This is a genomic window from Mesorhizobium sp. XAP4, assembly GCF_029269325.1.
Classification (GTDB): domain Bacteria; phylum Pseudomonadota; class Alphaproteobacteria; order Rhizobiales; family Rhizobiaceae; genus Mesorhizobium; species Mesorhizobium ciceri.
In genome coordinates this window covers 1,140,416-1,161,154 of sequence record NZ_JARIXW010000001.1, presented here as the reverse complement: position 1 = coordinate 1,161,154, position 20,739 = coordinate 1,140,416, and the positions used below count along the sequence as shown (strand labels likewise).

Below are 20,739 nucleotides of genomic sequence, written 5' to 3'. Positions count from 1 at the left end.
TGGCTTGGGTCATCATGCGATTGCATGCTCCGGCTCGGCCAACATGCCGCCGCCTCCACGCCCGGGCGGCACCGTCGCAAAGGCCGGGATTGGCGGCGGATCATCATCGTCATCCCGCCAGGGGCGCCGCATCCAACCGAGCCGGCTCTTCTTGCGGCGCCGGTCGAAAGACAGGCTGACGGTTCCCGACTCCTTTGAAACACGCGGTTCCCGCCCGGTTTCGTCCAGAAGGCGGAGTGCGCGAAGTATGTCGCTGACTTCCACGATGGCGCCGTTGTCCAATTGGCGCAACGCGGGATTGTCAGGAACCGCATGAACGTCGGAAGCCCAGAAAGCGAGCAAAGCCCGCTTTGCACCGATCGTCATCGTCTCCTCGTTCAGCACATCATCTGGCGTCCGCAATCCAGCGGATTCCGCGGCAAGATTTTTCGGTTCAGGTTGGTGAAAACTGTAAGTTTCGGTTCTCATCTCCATTCTCCGCGATCTGTGCCTCCCGGCCGAACCGGGAGGCGGACCGTAGATTTAGCTTCCAGTGATCAGGCGACCTCGCGTTGAGGCTCCGCATCCGAGTCGATCAACTGCTTCTTGCCGGGTTGCTCGAGCGAAACCGCTTTGGCTTCGGACCCTATCTCAATGCGCCGAGGCTTGAGTTCCTCGGGCACTTCGCGGACCAGGTCCACTGACAGCAAGCCATTCTCGAGGTTGGCCGCCTTGACCTTTACGTGGTCGGCAAGTTTGAACACCTGCTTGAAGTTGCCCGTCGCCAAGCCGCGATGAAGGACCTCCCGATTTTCCTGGTCGGGTTTCCTTTGGCCGACGACAGACAATTCGGGGCCGTTCTGCATGAGTTCGACCTCATCGAGAGCGAAGCCGGCGATAGCCATCGTAATGCGATAGTCGTTCTCGCCGGTCTTCTCGATATTGTAGGGAGGCCAGTCGGAGCGTACGCTTTTTTCGAGCATATCGAAGAGACGGTCGAAGCCGACCGTTGTGCGGTAAAGAGGGGTATAATCAGAGCTTCTCATAGCCATATCCTCCGTGAAGCAACATGGATTACGAGGCTGTCGCAGCGTCGCTGCGACGCCAGTATGTCGAGCCGAAGCCTCGACGGAAAACGATCTGGTAATCGTATTTTTTTCCTTCAAGAGGGGCGACAAAAATATTTTTGGCCGGCAGGCAGGTGCCCAAGGCGCTGCCTTGCGTGCTGGTGGCCACTGCGCGATGTTGACGCCAGGGGTGGATGCGAATCATGCGAAAAATTTTGATGTCCGGACTGCTGCTCGCGGCAGCCTTTTCCGCGAACCCGGCCCACGCGCTGGACAGCAGCGGCACGCCTGTCGTCGTGACCCCTCTTGCGTCGCGCACGACGACCGCGTCCGGCCAACCGATCACGCTGCCGCAGAAGAACGTGCAGGTGCTGGTCTCGACCTACGACATCGCGCCGGGCGCGACCTTGCCGGTCCACAGGCACCCTTTCCCGCGCTATGCCTATGTCCAGGCCGGCACGCTGAAGGTCACCAATGTCGAGACCGGCGACAGCAACACCTACAAGGCCGGCGATTTCATCATCGAAATGATCGGCCAGTGGCATCAGGCCACCAATATCGGTGATATCGAGGTGAAGCTTCTGGTGATCGATCAGGTCGAGCAAGGCGCCAAGAACACGGAATTGCGCCAATAACCGCGAAATCCGTGCCCGGCGCGAAAGTCTGTTCGCGCTTTCGCAGCAACCGGCGCGGTGGTAGGGCTGGCCGGGAATCATGGAATGGATCGCCCCTTGACCAAAGCTCTCCGCCTGCCGCTGATCGAAATCTGTGTCGAAGGCATTGACGGCCTTCTCGCGGCGCAAGCCGTCGGCGCCGACCGGGTCGAACTGTGCGCCAGCCTCGTCGAAGGCGGGATTACGCCAAGCCTCGGCACGATCCGCGCCGCCATCGAGCAGGCAAACGTGCCGTTTCACGTCATGGTGCGGCCGCGCGGCGGCGATTTTCTCTACAGTGAGACCGAATATGCCTCGATGCTGGCAGATGTCTCGGCACTGCGCGAACTCGGCGTGCCCGGCGTGGTGTTTGGCTGCCTGAACGCCGATGGCACCATGGACGAGGCGCGCATGAGCGAACTGACGCAGGCCGCCGGCCCCTTGAACGTCACCTGCCATCGCGCCTTCGACATGACGCGCGAGCCGGCCGAGGCGCTCGAATCGCTGATCCGCAGCAAGGTCGGCCGCGTGCTGACCAGCGGCCAGCGTGACACTGCCATCGAAGGCTTGCCGCTGTTGGCGGATCTGGTGCGGCAGGCCGGCGACCGCATCGTCATCCTCGGCTGCGGCGGACTGGATTTGCACAACATTGCCGAAGTGCGCAGCAGAACCGGCCTGTCCGAAATGCATTTTGCCGCCCTCAAGGATGTGCCGAGTGCCATGGACTACCGCAATCCCCATGTCGGCATGGGTGGTTCCGATCTCGATCGCGAGTACCGCAACACGCTGACCGACACAGCGCTGGTGGCGGCAACGATCGCGGCAGCCAAGGCATGACCTCGAGCCCTGCCCCGATAGCCCGTGTATCGGCCCAAGACGAAGCGGCGATCCTGGCGCTCAATAACGAGCATGCCGCCGAACTGTCGTGGCTGGAGGCTGAGCGGCTGTCCTTCCTGCTTGGCGAAGCATTTTACACCAGGCGCATCGGCGATCTCGAAGCCTTCATCATGACCTTCGACCAGGACGCCCGCTACGACAGCCCGAATTTCCTGTGGTTCCGCGAGCGCTATGAGCGCTTCGTCTATGTCGACCGGGTCGTCGTGGCGGCGCACGCACGCGGCCGCGGCCACGCCCGCCGGCTCTATCAGGACCTGTTCGGCCATGTTGAGCGCGCCGGCCACACGCTGGTCACCTGCGAAGTCAACACCGCCCCGCCGAACCCCGCCTCGGATGCCTTTCACGCCGCGCTCGGCTTCGTCGAGGCCGGCGACGCCGTCATCCATGGCGGCAAGAAAGCGGTGCGCTATTACGCCAGGCAGATCAGCGCCTGACAGACCAGGCAGATCTGCGCACGAAGATGAGGACTACTGGAACAGGGCTGTCGCACTCACAAGCGTCATCCAGAACCCCCAGACCAACGGGATGCCGACCAGCAGCCAGGCCAGCGTGAGTTTGATCGAATTCTCGTTGTCTTGCGCCATGGTCGGTCTCCTCAGAGCTGATCCCGAAAAGTGGACTCCGGTTTTCGGAAAAGATCATGCTCAAACAATAAGATAGAGCCCATCCCGATTCTATCGGGATGGAACTGACTCTAAGCCACCGCTGGTTCGGTCTTCATGTGGAAGCGCGCATTGACGGGCCGCATCATCAGGTTGAGCAGGAGGCCGACAACCAGCAGGCCGGCCATGATGTACATGGTGACCGTGTAGGCGTCGGCCTTCGCAACGCCGCTGTCGATCTGGTACTGCCGGATATAATTCACCAGCACCGGGCCAAGCACGCCCGCCACCGACCACGCGGTCAGCAATCGGCCGTGGATGGCGCCGACGTAACGCACGCCGAAGACGTCGCGCAGGTAAGCGGGAATGGTGGCGAAGCCGCCGCCATACATGCTGAGGATGATCCCGTAGAACAGCACGAACAGGAAAACGCTGCCGGTCTGGCCGGTCCACGGCACCGCTGCATAGAGGACGACGCCCAGCGCGAAGAAGATGGCATAAGTTGTCTTGCGGCCGATATAATCGCTGGTCGAGGCCCAGAAGAAGCGGCCGAGCATGTTGAAGATCGACAGCAGGCCGACGAAGCCGGCGGCAGCGGCAGGCGTGATGCGTCCCGGAAACATCTCCTGGCTCATCGCCGAGGCCTGGCCGAGCACGCCGATCCCTGCCGTCACATTAAGGCACAGCACGCCCCACAGCAGCCAGAACTGCGGCGTCTTCAACGCATCGTCGAGATGGACATTGGACGTCGTCACCATCGCATTCTGTGCCGCCGGCGGCGTCCATCCGGCTGGCCTCCAGCCCTCCGGCGGCACCCTGACGATAACGGCGCCGATCAGCATGAAGACGAAATAGACGATGCCCAGCACCAGGAAGGTTTCGGCGACGCCGATGTGCTCAGGCGTCGAAAACAGCTTCATCAGATAAACCGACAGCGGCGAGGCGATGAAGGCGCCGCCGCCGAAGCCCATGATCGCCATGCCGGTTGCCATGCCCGGCCGGTCCGGAAACCAGGTGATCAGCGTCTTGACCGGCGAGATATAGCCGAGGCCGAGACCGATGCCGCCCAGCACGCCGTAGCCGAGATAGATGATCCACAACTGGTGCAGATAGACGCCGAGCGCCGAGACAATGAAGCCGCCGCCGAAACAGCAGGCAGAAGCGACCATGGCTTTGCGCGGACCGACGCGATCCAGCCAGCCACCGCCGAACGCCGCCGCAATGCCCAGGAACAGGATCGCGATCGAGAAAATCCAGCCGAGGCCGGTCAATTTCCAGTCGTCGGGCGCCGAGTCGGTGATGCCGATCAGCTTAGACATCGGCAAGTTGAAAACGCTGAACGCATAGGCCTGGCCGATGCAAAGGTGGATGCAGAGCGCCGCCGGCGGCACCATCCACCTGCTGAAGCCAGGCTCGGCGACGGTGCGTGAGCGGTCGAGCCAGCCGCCCGCCCTTTCCCCGGTCGTATCCATTCCATCCTCCCAGATGCGTCTTCGAACCATCTTCTCAGATGTGTCCTGCGAACAAACTAGGCGGGTAAGCCGGCGAGGCAATAAGGAATGCCTGCCATACGACCAATGTCTAATGAGACTGGCCCATATCGGAAAGCAGGTCATTGCTTTCCCGAAAGTTAGATTAGAAACAATTAATTGACTGTCTTCTTATGAAGCGCGATCCCTCCACCTGCCCTCACGATCATCTGGCCGGGCACGACGGCATTCACCAGTTGCGGTTGAGCCATTCGCGAGCCGGGCGCTCTATGAGGTAGTAGCTGCAGGCCGCGCAAGCGAAGACCGCGGCCAGCATCGGTATCGGCGCGCTGCCTTGCTCATAGACGAATTTGTAGAACGGCTGCTGCCATAAATAGAGCGAGTACGACCACAGCCCCAGCGTCGCCATCGGCCAGGACGACAGCAATCCGGAAAAATACCGTGGGCTGAAATCGAGTGCGTTGACGGCCAGAGCCAGCAGCGGCACCGCGAAGAGATAGTGCATCGGCGTCGGCACCCGATCCAGGAACAGGACAACGGCACAGACCGTCGCCACCAGGGCCACATGCTTGCCTCTCAAAAACGCCGGCAGCCTGCCGTCGGCCTTGAGCAGGCAGATCGAAGCCGACAGCAGGATCGACGCGATGTGCACATCCGTGCGCCAATAAGTGGTTTCGTAGTCCATCCCCAAGACCCAGTACGAAACCGCGCCATTGGCCATGGCCAGCAAGGCCAGCGCCAGGAGCAGCACGACCACGCGAGAGCGACTTGAGACGATGACGCTGATCAGCGCCAGGATGATGTAGGCGTGCTCCTCGATGCAGAGCGACCAGATATGGTCGAGCGCCCCTGCCCGAGCCACGAGAATGCCGGCATAATTGTAGGTGAATGTCAGCGCCGTCAGCGCGGCCTTCCATTTGAAGGCGAGGAACGTGCCGGAGAGCGCGATCATCGCGACGACTACGAAGACCAGAAGAGCCGGATAGATGCGGGAGAAGCGGCGTTTGAAGAATTTTTTCAGCGGGTAGCGTTCGATGAACAGGATCTCGCCCATCAGCCGGCCGCTGAGCACGAAGAAGAATTCGACGCCCAGCACGCCAAGATTGATTCCCGGAACCGGAAAGAAATGGCCGATCAGAACCAGCGCGATCGAAAGCCCGCGCCAGCCGTCGAGATAGGCCAGTCTTGTTCTGGTTGATCTGTCGGCGGCGGATCGGGACGGAACGACATGCGTCGCGGAAATGTCGGTCATGCCGATCCTCTCGCAATAGGTATGCGAAGGGTACGACGGTACATTTCGAACCCAGCTCGCATTCCCGCCCAGTCCATATTGCAGTGCAATATGAATTTGTGCAAGTGCGAGATTGCTGCCGGATCAGGTCCGGGCGATGTATCGGCCGGAATTGCTTCAAGCAGTGCGGCGGCCATGCCAGCAGCAACTGAACGGATGCAGGCCGCCGCACGACAAAAAAGGGGCCACGGAGGCCCCCTTTCCTTGTCTGCGACCGATCGTATTAGAAACTGTTTCGAAACTCGCCCTGGCGAGTCATATGGTGGTGGTTTCGAGAACCGGAGCGGAGCGTACTTTTGGTACGTGAGCACCGGAAGCACAGAAAACGCCATCAGATGGCCGCCGGAGTAGAGTTTCCAAACAGTTTCTCAGGCGTTGGCTGCCGCAACCGCGCGCTTGGCCATCACCGCGATCAGATTGGCGCGATAATCGGCCGAGGCATGGATGTCGGTCATCAGATTCTTCGCCGGCACTTTCACACCTTCCAGTGCCGAGGCCGCGAAATTCTTGGCCAATGCTGCCTCGATCTCCTTCGAGCGGAAGACGCCGTCATCGCCGGCTCCAGTGACGGCGACGCTGACGCCATCCTTGCCCTTGGCAACGAACACGCCGACGATGGCGTAGCGCGATGCCGGATTGCGGAACTTTTCATAGGCCGCCTTGGCCGGCGCGGTGAAGGTGACGGCGGTGACGATCTCGCCTTCCTTCAACGAGGTCTCGAACAGACCCTTGAAGAACTTGTCGGCAGCGATCTCGCGCTTGTTGGTGATAATGGTGGCGCCCAGCGCCAGCAGCGCCGCCGGATAATCGGCCGCCGGGTCGTTGTTGGCGATCGAGCCGCCGATCGTCCCCTTGTGGCGCACCGCCGGATCGCCGATCAGTGACGCCAGATGGGCAAGCGCCGGACAGGCCTTCTTCAGCTTCTCGTCATTGGCAACGGCGTGATGCGTGGTCGCGGCGCCGATGGTGACGGTCTTGCCCGACACCTTGACGCCCTGCAGCTCCGCGATCCGCGACAGGTCGACAAGGTCGGACGGCGCGGCAAGCCGCGTCTTCATCGCCGGGATCAGCGTCATACCGCCCGAAAGCAGCTTGGCGTCGCCTGTCTTGACCAGCTTGGCAGCATCGGCGACCGAGGCGGCGCGGTGATAGTTGACTGCGTACATGGAATTCTCCCTGGGGTGAATGGGCGAATAGGGAGTAGCGAATAGCGAATAGGATCTATCCAGTCGCACCGCCTTCTCTTCCCTATTCGCTACTCCCTATTCGCTATTCGCTTTCAGTGTTTCGTCGCGCGGATCGCGGCCCAGACGGTGGACGGCGAAGCCGGCATGGCAAGATCGTTGCTGCCGATGGCGTCGGTGAGGGCGTTGATCACCGCCGGCGGCGAGCCGATGGCGCCGGCCTCGCCGCAGCCCTTGATCCCCAACGGATTGCCCGGGCAAGGCGTGTTCGAGGTCGAAACCTTGAACGACGGCAGATCGCCGGCGCGCGGCATGGTGTAGTCCATGTAGCTCGCGGTCAAAAGCTGGCCGCTATTGTCATAATGGGCGCCTTCGAGCAGCGCCTGGCCGATGCCTTGCGCCAGCCCGCCATGCACCTGGCCCTCGACGATCATCGGGTTGATGATGTTGCCGAAATCGTCGGCAGCGACGAACTGGACGATCTCGGTGACGCCGGTTTCCGGGTCGACCTCGACCTCGCAGATATAGCAGCCCGCCGGGAAGGTGAAATTCGACGGATCGTAGAACGCCGTCTCCTTCAGCCCGGGCTCCATGCCGCCCGGCAGGTTGTGGGCAGTGTAGGCGGCCAGCGCCATCTGGAACCACGGCACGTTCTTGTCGGTGCCGGCGACCTTCAGCGCGCCATTCTCGATGACGATATCGCCTTCGTCGGCTTCGAGCAGGTGTGCCGCGATCTTCTTGGCCTTGGCCTCGACCTTGTCGAGGGCCTTGACGATGGCCGACATGCCGACTGCACCCGAGCGCGAGCCATAGGTGCCCATGCCCATCTGCACCTTGTCGGTGTCACCATGTACGATCGAGACCGAATCGAGCGGCACGCCGAAGCGCTCGTTGACCAGTTGCGCGAAGGTCGTCTCATGGCCCTGGCCGTGGCTGTGCGAGCCAGTCAGCACCTCGATCGTGCCGACCGCGTTGACGCGCACTTCCGCCGATTCCCAAAGGCCGACACCGGCGCCGAGCGAGCCGACGGCAGCAGACGGCGCGATGCCGCAGGCTTCGATGTAGCAGCTCATGCCAATGCCGCGCAGCAGCCCCTTCTTGGCGGCGGCGGCCTTGCGCTTGGCAAAGCCGGCATAATCCGACGCCTTCATTGCCGCATCGAGCGAAGCGGCATAGTCGCCGGCGTCATAGCACATGATGACCGGCGTCTGATGCGGAAACGCTGTGACGAAGTTCTTGCGCCGCAGCTCGGCCGGCGAGACGCCGAACTGGCGGGCCGCCGTCTCCATCATGCGCTCCATGACGAAGGTCGCTTCCGGCCGCCCTGCCCCGCGATACGCATCGACGGGCGCGGTGTTGGTATAGATCGCCTTCACATTGGCGTGGATGGCCGGGATATTGTACTGGCCCGACAGCAGCGTCGCATAGAGGTAGGTCGGCGTCGCCGACGAAAACAGCGACATATAGGCGCCGAGATTGGCCTGGGTTTCGACCTTCAGGCCGAGGATCCTGTGGTCCTTGTCGAAGGCCATTTCAGCATGGGTGTGATGGTCGCGGCCATGCGCGTCGGTCAGAAAACTCTCGGTCCGGTCAGCCACCCATTTGACCGGCACCCCGGTCTTCTTCGACGCCCACAGGCAGACGATCTCTTCGGGATAGATGTAGATCTTCGAGCCGAAACCGCCGCCGACATCGGGCGCAATCACGCGCAGCTTGTTTTCCGGCGCGACATTGTAGAAGGCGCTCATCACCAGCCTCGCCACATGCGGGTTCTGCGAGGTCGTCCAGCAGGTGTAGTGATCCTCGGCCTTGTCGTAATGGCCAAGTGCGGCGCGCGGCTCCATGGCGTTAGGCACCAGCCGGTTGTTGATGATGTCCATCTTGACCACATGGGCTGCCTTCCCGAAGGCCGCTTCCGTGTCGTCGGCATTGCCGATGTCCCAGTCGAAGATCAGATTATTGTCCGCTTCGGGGTGGATCTGCGGCGCACCCTTGTCCATCGCCTTGGAGGCGTCGACGACGGCCTTCAACTCCTTGTAGGTGACCTCGACCGCCTCGGCGGCGTCACGCGCTTGCCCCTTGGTCTCGGCGACGACAATGACGACGGCGTCACCGACATAACGGACCCGGTCGAAGGCGAGTGGCGACCATGCCCCCATCTTCATCGGCGAGCCGTCCTTGGAGTGGATCATCCAGCCGCAGATGAGATTGCCGATGCCATCGGCCTTGAGTTCCTTGCCGGTCAGCACGCCGATGACGCCGGGCATGCCTTGGGCCTTCTTCACATCGATCTTCTTGATCTGAGCATGCGCGTGCGGACTGCGCACGAAGGCGGCGTGCTTCATGCCGGGAACCACCATGTCGTCGACATAGCGGCCGGCGCCCGTGATGAATCGTTTGTCTTCCTTGCGCGCGACCCGAGCGCCAACACCTTCAATGCCCATCAGAAATTCCTCCCGAGATTGTAGGGGAGTAGGTGAGTAGGGCAGTACGGCAGTAGGGAAAAATTGGCTCCGATTCCCTACTGCCCTACTGCCTTATTGCCCTACTGCCTCGTTCAAGCCGCTTGTTTCGCCTTACCCTTCGACCCCTTCATCGTCGTCGATGCGGCGAGGATCGCCTTGACGATGTTGTGGTAGCCGGTGCAGCGGCAGATGTTGCCGTCGAGTTCGGCACGCACCGTCGCCTCGTCGAGCCCTTCGGGGTGGCGGCCGATCATGTCGGTCGCCGTCATGATCATGCCCGGCGTGCAGAAGCCGCACTGCAGCCCGTGATGTTCCTTGAAGGCGGCCTGCACCGGATGCAGGTCGGCGCCATTGGCCAGGCCCTCGATCGTCAACACGGTCGAGCCGGAGGCCTGCACCGCGAGCATCGTACAGGATTTGACCGCCTTGCCGTCGACGTGGACGACGCAGGCACCGCATTGCGAGGTGTCGCAACCGACATGCGTGCCGGTAAGGCCGAGATTTTCCCGCAGGAAGTGAACCAGAAGTGTTCGGTCCTCGGCAGCACCGCTGACCCGCTTTCCGTTCACTATCAACGAAACGTCCGACATGGTCCCTCCCTGGGTATCAACCTTGGTCATCACGTTGCCAACGCGGCGTTGGCGCATCGGCCATGCGTTATTGGTACACCGCACATCGGACAAAAAACAGCACGTCGCAAACGCGGCACATTGTACTTTCGGTCATGGCCGCGCCCAAACATGCGGTGCCGGTGGCCCCATTGCCAAACCGCCGATTGAAGGCAACAATGTCGGTCGACGCCCGCGCGCCAGAAGCATTTAAAACAGCCGCGCACAAAAAAGCGTCGGAGGAAATGCGGAGAACATCGCTGGCCAATTCACAGACGCGCTATGCATGCGGCCTGTCGGCGCTCACCACGGACGAGCCCGACATGGAGGCGTTCGCCAAGGCGATCGCACTGGAAGCAGCCGCCATCGACGCGGGCTTTGCCCTGCTGTTCTTTTCCCAGAGCCTGGTCGAAGCCAGCGCCCTTTCCCAGGCGCTCATGACCCACGCGCCGGCGCTCCACCACGCCGGCTGCTCGACTGCCGGCGAGATCACGCCGCAAGGTCTCGAGGATGGTCATGTGCTGGCCATGCTGCTTCCGTCCACCGCGTTTACCGCCGTCAGCGTGATGGTCGAAAATCTGTCCTCGTCGGGTATGGACAGGATCACCGGCGAGGTCGAGACCCTGCGGCGATCGCTGCGCGCGCGCCTCGGTTGCGATCGGACCAAAGGCACTTTCGCGCTCTGCTTCATCGACGGGCTCTCCTATGCCGAAGAAGCGGTGAGTTCAGCCATCCACTGGGGTCTCGATGACATTCCGCTGCTTGGCGGCTCCGCCGGCGACGATCTGAAATTCGAGACGACGCGCCTGATCTCGAACGGCAAGGTCACCTCCGACAGCGCCATCATCGTGCTGATATCGACCGAAATTCCCTTCCATGTCTTCAAGACCGACAATTTCGTTCCCACCGATGAGAAACTGGTGGTGACGGCTTCCGATCCAGATCACCGCATCGTGCGCGAGTTCAACGCCACCAATGCGGCGCAGGAATACGCCGCGTCCGTCGGTATCGTCGCGCAGATGCTGACGCCACTGAGCTTCGCCTCGCATCCCGTGGTGGTGAAGGTGGGCGGACAATATTATTGCCGGTCGATCCAGAAGATGCATGCCGACGGCTCGCTGTCGTTCTTCTGCGCCATAGACGATGGCGTCGTGCTGTCGATCGCTCAGCCCAAGGACATGGTGGAATCGACGCGCGCCGCCCTGCGCGACGTCGAGGAGAGGCTTGGCGGCATCGACATGATCCTCGGCTTCGACTGCGTGCTGCGCCGGCTGGACGCACGCAATCGGCAGGTGTTTCGCGAGATCTCGGAACTCTACCGGGTCAACAATGTCATCGGCTTCGGCACCTATGGCGAACAGTACCGGTCGATGCATCTGAACCAGACTTTCACCGGCATCGCCTTCGGCGAGCGCCAGGCGGCGGAATAGGACGGCGCAACAAGATGCCGCTGAGGGACATAAACGATCTTGAAAAGCTGAAGAAGATCAACGCGGCACTGGTCAGCCGCGTCGAGCGCTCGATGGACCAGCAAGGCAACGCCTTTTCGCTGTTCCAGACCACGATCTCGCTGGAAAACCGGGTGCGTACACGTACCGAGGAACTTCACTCGACCTTGCGGCGGCTGGAGCAGTCGAACATTGACCTCAGTGCCGCCAAGGAAAACGCCGAACTTGCGAACCTGTCAAAAACCCGTTTCCTCGCCGCTGCCAGTCACGACGTGCTGCAGCCGCTGAATGCCGCCCACCTTTCGGTTTCGGCGCTCGCCGAAGTTCAGACCAGCGACGAGGGCAAGAAACTGGTGCGGCAGGTCGAGCGCTCGCTGGAGACGATGGAGGACCTGCTGCGAACCCTGCTCGACATCTCCAAGCTCGATGCCGGCGTGGTGCAGCCCGACATAAGCGACGTCAGCCTGGAGGCGCTGTTCTCGTCGCTCCGCTCGGATTTCCTGCCGGTGGCGGAGATGAAAGGCCTGTCGCTGAAATTCCGGCCGGTCCATGCCGTGGTCCGCTCCGACCGCACGCTGCTGCGCCGTATCCTGCAGAACATTCTCTCCAACGCGCTGGGCTATACACGCTCGGGCGGCGTGCTTGTCGGCACCAGGCATCGCGGCGACACCATCCGCATCGACGTCGCCGACACGGGCTGCGGCATTCCCGACGACCAGCGCGAGGCGGTGTTCGAGGAGTTCCACCGCGGCACCTCGCCGGCCAATGCCGAACTGGACGGTGGCGGTCTCGGGCTCGGGCTCGCCATCGTGCGCCGCATGGCCAGCGCGCTCGGCCATCCCGTGACATTCTCGTCGAAGGTCGGACGCGGCACGATCTTCCACATCGATGTACCCGTCGGCATCGGTGCGCCAGCCGATGCCATCGCCAGCGTTGCCGATATGGAACGGCCGCGCGGCTATGGCCTGTTCGGCACCAAGGTGCTGCTGGTCGAGAACGATATCGAAGTGCTGCAGGCCATGACCTTCCTCCTCGAACGCTGGCAATGCCTGGTGCGGGCCGCGACCTCGACCGACGATGCGCTAGACATGCTTGGCGACACCGACTGGGTGCCCGACATCGTCATTGCCGACCAGCATCTCGACGGCGGCGATCTCGGCACCACGACCATCGCCGAAGTCCGCGACTATCTCGGCCGCGCCGTGCCGGCGCTGATCGTCACCGCCGACAGTTCGGAAGCGGTCGCCAAAGCCGCCCGCTCCGGCGGCATCGAACTGATGCGCAAGCCACTGAAGCCGGCCCAACTAAGGGCGCTGCTGGCGCATTTGCTGGCTTAGCTTCATACCCTCCCCTTGAACGGCAGGGTAAAAGCTCAAAACCCAGCCTGATCGCGAAACAGCTCCGCATTGTCCAGTTTCGACACCTCGATCACTGCCTGCGTGCGGCTGTAGACATTGAGCTTGCGCAGGATTTCCGAGACATGCGCCTTCACCGTGGTCTCGCCCACCTGCAGCTCATAGGCGATCTGCTTGTTGAGCAGGCCCTGGCGCAGCATCTGCAGCACGCGCAGCTGTTGCGGCGTCAGTGTCGACAGGCGCTGCACCATGTCGGCGCGGTCGACGCTTTCGGCATCCGGCGTGCGGCCCTCATAGGTTTCCGGCACATAGATCGCGCCTTCCATCACCGAGCGTATGGCGGCGGCGAGGTCGCTCTTGCGCGCCGATTTCGGGATGAAGCCGGCGGCACCATAGGACAGCGCCTCGGAAATGATCTTCGGCTCCTCGTAACCAGAGACGATCACCACCGGCAGGCGCGGATAGCGGGTCCGGAGCTGCAGCAGGCCGTCAAAACCGTGCACGTCGGGCATCGAGAGGTCGAGAAGCGCGAGGTCGAACGGCTTGGCATCGGCCAGAAGATCGAGCGCCTCGGTGATCGAGCGCGCCTCCACCGTGTCGACTTCCGGATAGGCCATCTGCACGGCGCTGTGCAGCGCCTCACGAAACAGCGGATGGTCGTCGATGATCAGGAACCGGGCGCGATCGTGGGTTGCGGTCATGGGGTTCATTTCAGTTCGTGAGCGATTAGAATAACCTCTCCACCATGGCCAGATTATTGCCAAATAGTATATCGCCATCTCCGGCGGAAAGTGCCGCCGGCACTTTCTCGACCAAATCGCCTTGTCCAGGCCCCCAAATCGGTCGAATGTTCCGGCAACCAAGCAGAGACCCTTGATGACAGAATTCGTCCTTCCCCTGCCCGCAACCGCATCGGTGGCCGTTGCCGGCTCGTCCGATCGTTTTGCGGTGCGCCGTATCTACTGCGTCGGCCGCAACTACGCGGCGCATGCCCGCGAATTCGGCAATGACGAGCGTGATCCGCCCTTCTTCTTCACCAAGCCGGCCGACGCGGTGGTCGATTCCGGCACCGCTATCCCCTACCCGCCGCTGACGGCCAATCTGCACCACGAGATCGAACTGGTGGCCGCGATCGGCAAAGCCGGCTTCCGCATTCCCCGCGACAAGGCGCTGGACCATGTCTGGGGCTATGGTGTCGGCATCGACCTCACCCGCCGCGACCTGCAGGACGAGGCCAAGAAGGCCGCCCGGCCCTGGGACTGGTCGAAGGCCTTCGACCGCTCCGCCCCTTGCAGCCCGTTGGTGCAAGCGCACGAATCCGGCCACCCACAGAAGGGCCGCATCTGGCTCGCCGTCAACGGCAAGGTCAGGCAGGATGCCGACCTCGCCGAACTGATCTGGCCGATACCGGATATCGTGTCGATCTGCAGCGAGGCGATGGAGCTCGAGCCCGGCGACCTGATCTTCACCGGTACGCCAGCAGGCGTCGGCGCGGTTGGCCCCGGCGACACGATGACCGGCGGCGTCGACGGCATCGGGACCATCGAAGTGACCATCGGCCAGCCGAAGTGAGGCCATGAGCGAACTCGTCCTGCACAACTACTACCGCTCCTCCACCTCGTATCGGGTGCGGATCGCGCTGGAGATGAAGGGGCTGAGCTACGACTACGTCCCGCATCATTTGCGCCATGGCGAGCATCTGGAACCAGCCTATCTCGCGGTCAATCCGCAAGGGCTGGTGCCGGCGCTGATCCTCGGCGACGGCACGCTGCTGACGCAATCGCTGGCGATCATCGAGTTCCTCGACGAGACCAAACCGGAACCACCGCTGCTGCCGAGGGATGCGGCCGGTCGGGCACGGGTCAGAATGCTGGCGCAGATGATCGCCTGCGACATCCACCCGGTGAACAATCTGCGCGTGCTGACCTCGCTGCGCACGCTGTTCGGCGCGGGTGACGAAGACATCACCAACTGGTTCCGCCACTGGGTGAACGAGGGCTTTCAGCCGCTTGAAAAAATCCTGGCCTTGTCGGCGGAGACCGGAACATTCTGCCATGGCGACGCGCCGGGTCTGGCTGACATCTGCCTCGCCGCACAGATTGCCAGTAATGCCCGCTTTGGCGTCGATCTGACGCCCTACCCGACGATCGCGCGCATCAACGCCGCCTGCATGGCGCTGCCGGCCTTCCAGAAAGCGGCGCCCCAGAACCAGATCGATGCCGAATAGAGAAGCCACCGATCCAGAGGAAGTAAAGGCGCTTGCCGACATCGAGGCCTATGGCTGCCATATCCTGTACGTGCTGGAGGAAGGCGACCTGGCGCCCTTCGCCTATTCAGTCGGTATCGAGCACAATTTCGGGGCTCCAGAATTGGTCGTGATAGGTCTGAGGCCTGAAATCTCGCAGTCCATCATCAACGAGTATTGCAGACGGGTCCACTCAGGCGAGGTTTTCGAACCAGGACAGCGAACGTCGGGCTTCGTCAAAGACTTCGACTGCCAGTTCGGCGCTGTTCATATCGAGCACTACCCCGAGCATTTCGGCTGGATCTCTGGTTCTACGACGGCCCGGATTTCCGTGTCGTGCAGCTGATTTTTCCGACGACTGAAGGCATCTGGCCATGGGACGCCGAGGCCGACGACTGGTTCCGAGCCTGGCAGCCGCTGCTCGACACGGCTCCCGCGTCCCAGGCCTGATCGACGGCATCAATTTCGGACTCGCCGCGCCAAGGAATCGGCTATCTTCGCGCTTCGATGCGCGTGGTCCGTGAAATTATTTGGAGTTATCGATGAAAGCCGTCGTCTTCGAGAAATTCGGCGAAGCGCCGAGGATCCAGACCGTTCCTGATCCGAAGCCGGCAGCCGATGGCGTCGTCATCAAGGTCGAGGCGACCGGTCTGTGCCGCAGCGACTGGCATGGCTGGATGGGTCATGACGAAGGCATCACGCTGCCGCACGTGCCGGGCCACGAACTTGCCGGCATCGTCGTCGCCGCGGGCAAGCAGGTCACGCGCTGGAAGGCCGGCGAGCGCGTCACAGTGCCGTTCGCCGTCGGCTGCGGCCGCTGCTTCGAGTGTAATTCGGGCAATCACCAGGTCTGCGAGCACCAGACACAGCCTGGCTTCACCGGCTGGGGCTCGTTTGCCGAATATGTCGCCATCGAACATGCCGACACCAATCTTGTGCGCCTGCCCGACGAGATGGAATTCGCCACCGCCGCCAGCCTCGGCTGCCGCTTCGTCACTTCGTTTCGAGCCATTGTCGACCAGGGCCGGGTGAAGCCGGGCGAATGGGTCGCGGTGCATGGCTGCGGCGGCGTCGGCCTGTCGGCGATTATGATTGCCAGCGCCATGGGCGCCAATGTCATCGCCATCGATCTCACCGACGAGAAACTGGATTTCGCCAAAAAGATCGGCGCCGTCGCCACCATCAATGCATCTGCGACGCCGAACGTGGTCAAGGCGGTCAAGCAGATCACCAATGGCGGCGCGCATATGTCGATGGACGCGCTCGGCCACCCGACCACCTCGTTCAACTCGATCGCCAATCTGCGCCGGCGCGGCCGCCATGTGCAGGTCGGCCTGATGCTGGGCGAGCATGCCCGGCCGCAGGTGCCGATGGACAAGGTGATCGCCTTCGAGCTCGAAATCCTCGGCAGCCACGGCATGCAGGCCTACCGCTACCAGGCGATGATGGACATGATCCGCAACGGCAAGCTGAAGCCCGAACTGCTGGTCGGCAAGAGGATCAGCCTCGACGAGGCGCCTGCGGCCCTGATGGCGATGGGCGGCTTCGAGGGCATTGGTATTGGGGTGGTGACGAAGTTTTAGGCGAGGACGGCACCGTCGTCAGGCGATCGCGCGTCGTGGCAATTCCTGCTTCGCGAATCGCTTGGCGCCTACGACGCAAAGCACGACGCCAAGCGTGACGACGACCATCAACGAACTGACCTGTTCGTGCAGCAGCGTCGCTGCCAGTGCCAGTCCGAAGAATGGCTGCAGCAGCTGCAACTGTCCGACCGTGGCGATGCCGCCTTGCGCCAGGCCGCGATACCAGAACACGAAGCCAATCAGCATGCTGAACAGCGAGACATAGGCAAGCCCCATCCACGCACTGACGCCGACGCCGTCGAACGACGGCGGCATGGTCAGCAGCGTCAGCACCAGCATGACCGGCAGCGACAGCACCAGCGCCCAGCAGATCACTTGCCAGCCGCCGAGCCTGCGCGACAGCGCGGCGCCCTCGGCATAGCCGAGGCCGCAAGCGATGATGGCAGCCAGCATCAGACCGTCGCCGACCGGCGAGGCAGTCACGCCCTGCGTCAGCGCAAAGCCCGCGACCAGCGCGCTGCCGATGCATGAAAACAACCAGAACGCCGGGCGCGGCCGATCGCCGCCGCGCAGCACCCCGAATATCGCAGTGGCCAGCGGCAGCAGGCCGACGAAGATAATGGAATGGGCCGTGGTGACGTGCTTGAGCGCCAGCGCGGTCAGCAAGGGAAAGCCGACAACCACGCCAAGTGCCACGATCACCAGCGACAGCAGATCGCCGCGCTCCGGGCGTTTCTGCCGAAACAGGAGCAGCAGCGCAAGGCCGAGCAGTCCGGCAATCGCCGCTCGGGCCGAGGTCAGGAATGTCGGATCGAATTCCCTGACCGCCACCCGCGTCGCCGGCAGCGAGCCGCTGAAGATCAACACACCGATGAATCCATTCATCCAGCCACTCGCGGTCTTGTCCATCGTATGCTCCGTTTGTCGGCTCCGTATCAGGCGGAGCCGGTAGTATCGCCAGAGACAATGCGGTACAATTATGCAAAACTGTCATGGTCAGCAGAGCAGTACGGATGGACAAGCAGACTACAGGAAGCGAGAGCGGCGGTACGCTGGTCGAAGGCGTCATGGCGACGATCCGCCAGCGGATCGCGGCGCGCAGCCTGACGCCGGGAGGGCAATTGCCGTCGATCCGCGCCTTTGCCAAATCCATGCGAGTGTCCAAATCCACCGTGGTCGAAGCCTATGAGCGGCTCGCCGCCGAAGGCGCGATCCGCTCGCGGCCGGGCTCCGGCTTCTATGCCGCCGGATCGCTGGCGCCGCTGTCGCTGGCCGAAATCGGCCCCCGCCTCGACCGCGCCGTCGATCCGCTCTGGATCTCGCGCCAGTCCCTGGAGGCCGGCGATGACATGCTGAAGCCCGGCTGTGGCTGGCTGCCCGCTTCATGGATGCCACAGGCAGGGCTGCGCCGGGCACTGCGCACGGTGGCGCGTGCCGACGATGTCGCACTGGCCGATTACGGCACGCCGCTCGGCCTGCCACCGCTGCGGCAATTGCTGGCGCGGCGCATGGCCGGGCATGGCATCGAGGCCTCGCCCGAGCAGATCATGCTGACGGAATCAGGCACGCAGGCCGTCGACCTCCTGTGCCGGTTCTTGATCGAGCCCGGCGACACCGTGCTGGTCGACGACCCCTGCTACTTCAACTTCCACGCCCTGTTGCGCGCTCACCGGGCTAAGGTCGTCAGCGTTCCCTACACGCCGTCGGGGCCGGATATCGATCTGTTCGCGCAGGCGTTGGCCGAGCATCGGCCACGCCTCTACATCACCAATTCCGCCATCCACAATCCGACCGGCGCGGTGCTGTCGCCAGTCACCGCGCACCGGCTGCTGAAACTCGCCGATCAATCGCAATTGACCATTGTCGAGGACGACATCTTCGCCGATTTCGAACATGCGCCCGCCCCCAGGCTGGCGGCGTTCGATGGTCTCAACCGCGTTGTCCATATCGGCAGCTTCTCCAAGACACTGTCGGCATCGGTTCGCTGCGGCTTCATCGCCGCACCGCGCGACTGGATCGAGCCCCTGACCGACCTCAAGATCGCCACGACCTTCGGCGGCGGCCGGCTCGCGGCCGAACTGGTGCTGACGTTGCTGAAGGACGGCAGCTACCGCAAGCACATGGATTTGCTGCGCGCGAAGCTTGCGCGCGCCATGGGCGAGACGGCCGCCCACCTGAAAGCGATCGGCATCACGCCGTGGATCGACCAGCCGGCTGGCCTCTTCCTGTGGTGCAGCCTGCCGGACGGCGTCGATGCGGCCGAAGTCGCCCGCCGCTCGCTGGCCGACAACATCGTGCTGGCGCCCGGCAACGCATTCAGCCTGTCCGGAACGGCTGGCCGTTTCCTGCGCTTCAACGTTGCCCAATGCGCGGACGAGCGGATTTTCAGGGTGCTCGAGGCGGCGATGGCGCGTTGACGCGCATCAAGCTGATCCTGTTGCCTGGGCAACCTTCGGCTGCTAGGGAAACGCGAGCGCACTCGAGAGAATGTCTGCGCCGTCATTTTCCGGGATAGCGTTTATGGGAACCCGCAAGTCAGCAGACAAGTAGGCCGCAACAGCACTTCGTTGTTGCGGCGGCCCGTCATTTCCCATCTTCATTGAGAACGGCAGATCGCCGCCAAATGTAGCCATTTGAGCGGATGTTCAATCATGCCTTTTCCAAAAAACCCGACATGGACCACTTCCCTGCCAGCAGCCATGGTGCTGATGGCGCCCTTCGACATCCTGGCCTCGCTGGCCATGGACATCTACCTCCCGATTGTCCCGGCGATGCCGGGGATCCTCGAGACATCGCCTGATGTCATCCAGCTGACGCTGAGCCTCTACATGATCTGTCTTGGGCTCGGCCAAGTCGTCTTCGGCCCGATTTCCGACAGGATCGGCAGGCGCCCGGTGCTGATCGGTGGCGCGCTTTTGTTTTCAGGCGCTTCCTTTCTGCTCGCCAGCACCTCGCTGGCCGCTGTCTTCGTCGTCCTGCGCGTCGTGCAGGCCATTGGTGCGTCCGCCATTCTCGTTGCAACCTTCGCAACGGTTCGCGACGTCTATGCGCAAAGACCCGAAAGTGCCGTCATTTACGGCCTGTTCAGCTCGATGTTGGCTTTCGTGCCGGCGTTGGGGCCGGTTGCCGGTGCGTTGATTGCCGGCAATTTCGGCTGGCGGGCGATCTTCCTGACGCTCGGAGTCCTGGCCACGGCAGCTACCCTCAATGCATGGCCGAAATGGCACGAAACCCGCCCCTCGAATGGCAATACCAGGCGAATGGCGCTTCGACCCATTCTCTCCAGTCTTGCCTTTTGGACCTACACGCTTGCATTCAGTGCCGCCATGGGCGCCTTCTTCGTGTTCTTTTCGACTGCGCCACGGGTGCTCATGGATCGGGCCGGCTTTTCACAGTTCGGCTTCAGTCTAGCCTTCGCCACCGCGGCGCTGGTGATGATCGTCACCACCCGCTTCGCCAGAAGGTTCATTGCAAGCTGGGGCATCGCCGGCAGTGCCATCAGGGGCATGGCGATGCTGCTGTTCGGCGCGGCGCTATTGGCAGTGGGGCAACTGTTCGCACAGCCGTCCTTCGCGACATTTATCTTGCCGATGTGGGTCGTTGCCGTGGGTATCGTCTTCACTGTCTCAGTCACCGCAAACGGTGCACTCGAGGCGTTTGGCGATGTCGCGGGAACCGCAGTCGCACTCTACTTCTGCATCCAGAGCCTTGTCGTCGGCATCCTCGGCACGTTGTTCGTCGTCCTGCTCGGCGGAGACACGGCGTGGCCGCTGGTCGCCTACTGTTCGGTCATGGCGACGCTCACACTAAGCGCACTGAGGCATTTGCAGAAACGCCAAACCGAATAGACTGGACAGATGAGAAGCCTGGGC

The 20,739-nt window shown here is 62.6% G+C and carries 21 protein-coding genes; 11 read left to right on the top strand and 10 right to left on the bottom strand.

What is annotated here, in order from left to right; translation table 11 throughout:
* Nucleotides 1–12: 12 nt before the first annotated feature.
* The 3 genes from P3C39_RS05800 to P3C39_RS05790 all read right to left on the bottom strand — a co-directional run bounded on the left by P3C39_RS05800 (nucleotide 13) and on the right by P3C39_RS05790 (nucleotide 1,251).
* Nucleotides 13–474, bottom strand: coding sequence for a hypothetical protein (locus P3C39_RS05800; protein WP_245268543.1), 462 nt, complete (start codon nucleotides 472–474; stop codon nucleotides 13–15).
* A gap of 62 nt (nucleotides 475–536) precedes the next feature.
* Nucleotides 537–1,025, bottom strand: coding sequence for an Hsp20 family protein (locus P3C39_RS05795; RefSeq protein ID WP_013531273.1), 489 nt, complete (start codon nucleotides 1,023–1,025; stop codon nucleotides 537–539).
* Between the two features lie 28 nt (nucleotides 1,026–1,053).
* The gene (locus tag P3C39_RS05790) at nucleotides 1,054–1,251 is read right to left on the bottom strand and encodes a hypothetical protein (RefSeq protein ID WP_275952887.1); all 198 of its coding nucleotides are present in this window, start codon (nucleotides 1,249–1,251) and stop codon (nucleotides 1,054–1,056) included.
* On the opposite strand from P3C39_RS05790, the gene P3C39_RS05785 reads away from it, so the two are divergent.
* The 3 genes from P3C39_RS05785 to P3C39_RS05775 all read left to right on the top strand — a co-directional run bounded on the left by P3C39_RS05785 (nucleotide 1,250) and on the right by P3C39_RS05775 (nucleotide 3,030).
* The gene (locus P3C39_RS05785) at nucleotides 1,250–1,681 is read left to right on the top strand and encodes a cupin domain-containing protein (RefSeq protein WP_024503833.1); all 432 of its coding nucleotides are present in this window, start codon (nucleotides 1,250–1,252) and stop codon (nucleotides 1,679–1,681) included. The two genes, P3C39_RS05790 and P3C39_RS05785, sit on opposite strands and share 2 nt — an antisense overlap.
* Nucleotides 1,682–1,765: 84 nt before the next feature.
* Nucleotides 1,766–2,536: a copper homeostasis protein CutC gene (locus P3C39_RS05780; protein WP_275952885.1), complete on the top strand. Its 771-nt coding sequence runs from the start codon at nucleotides 1,766–1,768 to the stop codon at nucleotides 2,534–2,536.
* Nucleotides 2,533–3,030, top strand: a complete 498-nt coding sequence (locus P3C39_RS05775) for a GNAT family N-acetyltransferase (protein WP_027160443.1) — start codon at nucleotides 2,533–2,535, stop codon at nucleotides 3,028–3,030. Before P3C39_RS05780 ends, P3C39_RS05775 begins: the two co-directional genes overlap by 4 nt.
* A gap of 260 nt (nucleotides 3,031–3,290) precedes the next feature.
* Here the strand turns inward: P3C39_RS05775 and P3C39_RS05770 are convergent, their stop codons facing one another.
* From P3C39_RS05770 to P3C39_RS05750, 5 genes are all read right to left on the bottom strand, one after another.
* Nucleotides 3,291–4,670, bottom strand: coding sequence for an OFA family MFS transporter (locus P3C39_RS05770; RefSeq protein ID WP_013531269.1), 1,380 nt, complete (start codon nucleotides 4,668–4,670; stop codon nucleotides 3,291–3,293).
* A gap of 247 nt (nucleotides 4,671–4,917) precedes the next feature.
* A complete protein-coding gene (locus P3C39_RS05765; RefSeq protein WP_013531268.1) occupies nucleotides 4,918–5,940 on the bottom strand; it encodes an acyltransferase in 1,023 nt (340 codons plus the stop codon).
* Between the two features lie 407 nt (nucleotides 5,941–6,347).
* Nucleotides 6,348–7,145, bottom strand: a complete 798-nt coding sequence (locus P3C39_RS05760) for a xanthine dehydrogenase family protein subunit M (RefSeq protein ID WP_063172334.1) — start codon at nucleotides 7,143–7,145, stop codon at nucleotides 6,348–6,350.
* 113 nt (nucleotides 7,146–7,258) lie between these two features.
* On the bottom strand, nucleotides 7,259–9,607 hold the full coding sequence (locus P3C39_RS05755) for a xanthine dehydrogenase family protein molybdopterin-binding subunit (protein WP_275952882.1): 2,349 nt from the start codon (nucleotides 9,605–9,607) through the stop codon (nucleotides 7,259–7,261).
* Nucleotides 9,608–9,720: 113 nt separating this feature from the next.
* Entirely contained in the window at nucleotides 9,721–10,218 is a 498-nt protein-coding gene (locus P3C39_RS05750) for a (2Fe-2S)-binding protein (RefSeq protein ID WP_275952880.1), read from the bottom strand.
* Nucleotides 10,219–10,481: 263 nt separating this feature from the next.
* Between P3C39_RS05750 and P3C39_RS05745 the strand changes: the two genes are divergently transcribed.
* Nucleotides 10,482–11,666 carry an FIST signal transduction protein gene (locus P3C39_RS05745; RefSeq protein ID WP_050592709.1) on the top strand — a complete coding sequence of 395 codons (1,185 nt, stop codon included), beginning with the start codon at nucleotides 10,482–10,484 and terminating at the stop codon, nucleotides 11,664–11,666.
* Nucleotides 11,667–11,680: 14 nt separating this feature from the next.
* Complete coding sequence (locus P3C39_RS05740) at nucleotides 11,681–13,021, top strand: hybrid sensor histidine kinase/response regulator (protein ID WP_013531263.1); 1,341 nt, start codon at nucleotides 11,681–11,683, stop codon at nucleotides 13,019–13,021.
* Nucleotides 13,022–13,056: 35 nt separating this feature from the next.
* Here P3C39_RS05740 and P3C39_RS05735 read toward each other — a convergent pair whose 3' ends face one another.
* Nucleotides 13,057–13,740 carry a response regulator transcription factor gene (locus P3C39_RS05735; protein ID WP_027039066.1) on the bottom strand — a complete coding sequence of 228 codons (684 nt, stop codon included), beginning with the start codon at nucleotides 13,738–13,740 and terminating at the stop codon, nucleotides 13,057–13,059.
* Between the two features lie 175 nt (nucleotides 13,741–13,915).
* On the opposite strand from P3C39_RS05735, the gene P3C39_RS05730 reads away from it, so the two are divergent.
* From P3C39_RS05730 to P3C39_RS05715, 4 genes are all read left to right on the top strand, one after another.
* On the top strand, nucleotides 13,916–14,611 hold the full coding sequence (locus P3C39_RS05730; RefSeq protein ID WP_064994030.1) for a fumarylacetoacetate hydrolase family protein: 696 nt from the start codon (nucleotides 13,916–13,918) through the stop codon (nucleotides 14,609–14,611).
* Between the two features lie 4 nt (nucleotides 14,612–14,615).
* Nucleotides 14,616–15,266: a maleylacetoacetate isomerase gene (gene maiA / locus P3C39_RS05725; RefSeq protein ID WP_275952875.1), complete on the top strand. Its 651-nt coding sequence runs from the start codon at nucleotides 14,616–14,618 to the stop codon at nucleotides 15,264–15,266.
* Nucleotides 15,256–15,630: a DUF4262 domain-containing protein gene (locus P3C39_RS05720; RefSeq protein ID WP_245268541.1), complete on the top strand. Its 375-nt coding sequence runs from the start codon at nucleotides 15,256–15,258 to the stop codon at nucleotides 15,628–15,630. The genes maiA and P3C39_RS05720 overlap by 11 nt, the downstream gene beginning before the upstream one ends.
* A 196-nt stretch (nucleotides 15,631–15,826) precedes the next feature.
* Nucleotides 15,827–16,867, top strand: a complete 1,041-nt coding sequence (locus P3C39_RS05715) for a zinc-dependent alcohol dehydrogenase family protein (RefSeq protein WP_275952872.1) — start codon at nucleotides 15,827–15,829, stop codon at nucleotides 16,865–16,867.
* Nucleotides 16,868–16,885: 18 nt separating this feature from the next.
* Here P3C39_RS05715 and P3C39_RS05710 read toward each other — a convergent pair whose 3' ends face one another.
* A complete protein-coding gene (locus P3C39_RS05710; protein ID WP_275952870.1) occupies nucleotides 16,886–17,776 on the bottom strand; it encodes a DMT family transporter in 891 nt (296 codons plus the stop codon).
* A 104-nt stretch (nucleotides 17,777–17,880) separates the two neighbouring features.
* On the opposite strand from P3C39_RS05710, the gene P3C39_RS05705 reads away from it, so the two are divergent.
* Nucleotides 17,881–19,284 (top strand): PLP-dependent aminotransferase family protein, encoded by a 1,404-nt coding sequence (locus tag P3C39_RS05705; protein ID WP_063172337.1) that lies wholly within the window; start codon nucleotides 17,881–17,883, stop codon nucleotides 19,282–19,284.
* A gap of 234 nt (nucleotides 19,285–19,518) precedes the next feature.
* On the top strand, nucleotides 19,519–20,715 hold the full coding sequence (gene cml / locus P3C39_RS05700; RefSeq protein ID WP_275952867.1) for a CmlA/FloR family chloramphenicol efflux MFS transporter: 1,197 nt from the start codon (nucleotides 19,519–19,521) through the stop codon (nucleotides 20,713–20,715).
* Nucleotides 20,716–20,739 lie beyond the last annotated feature (24 nt).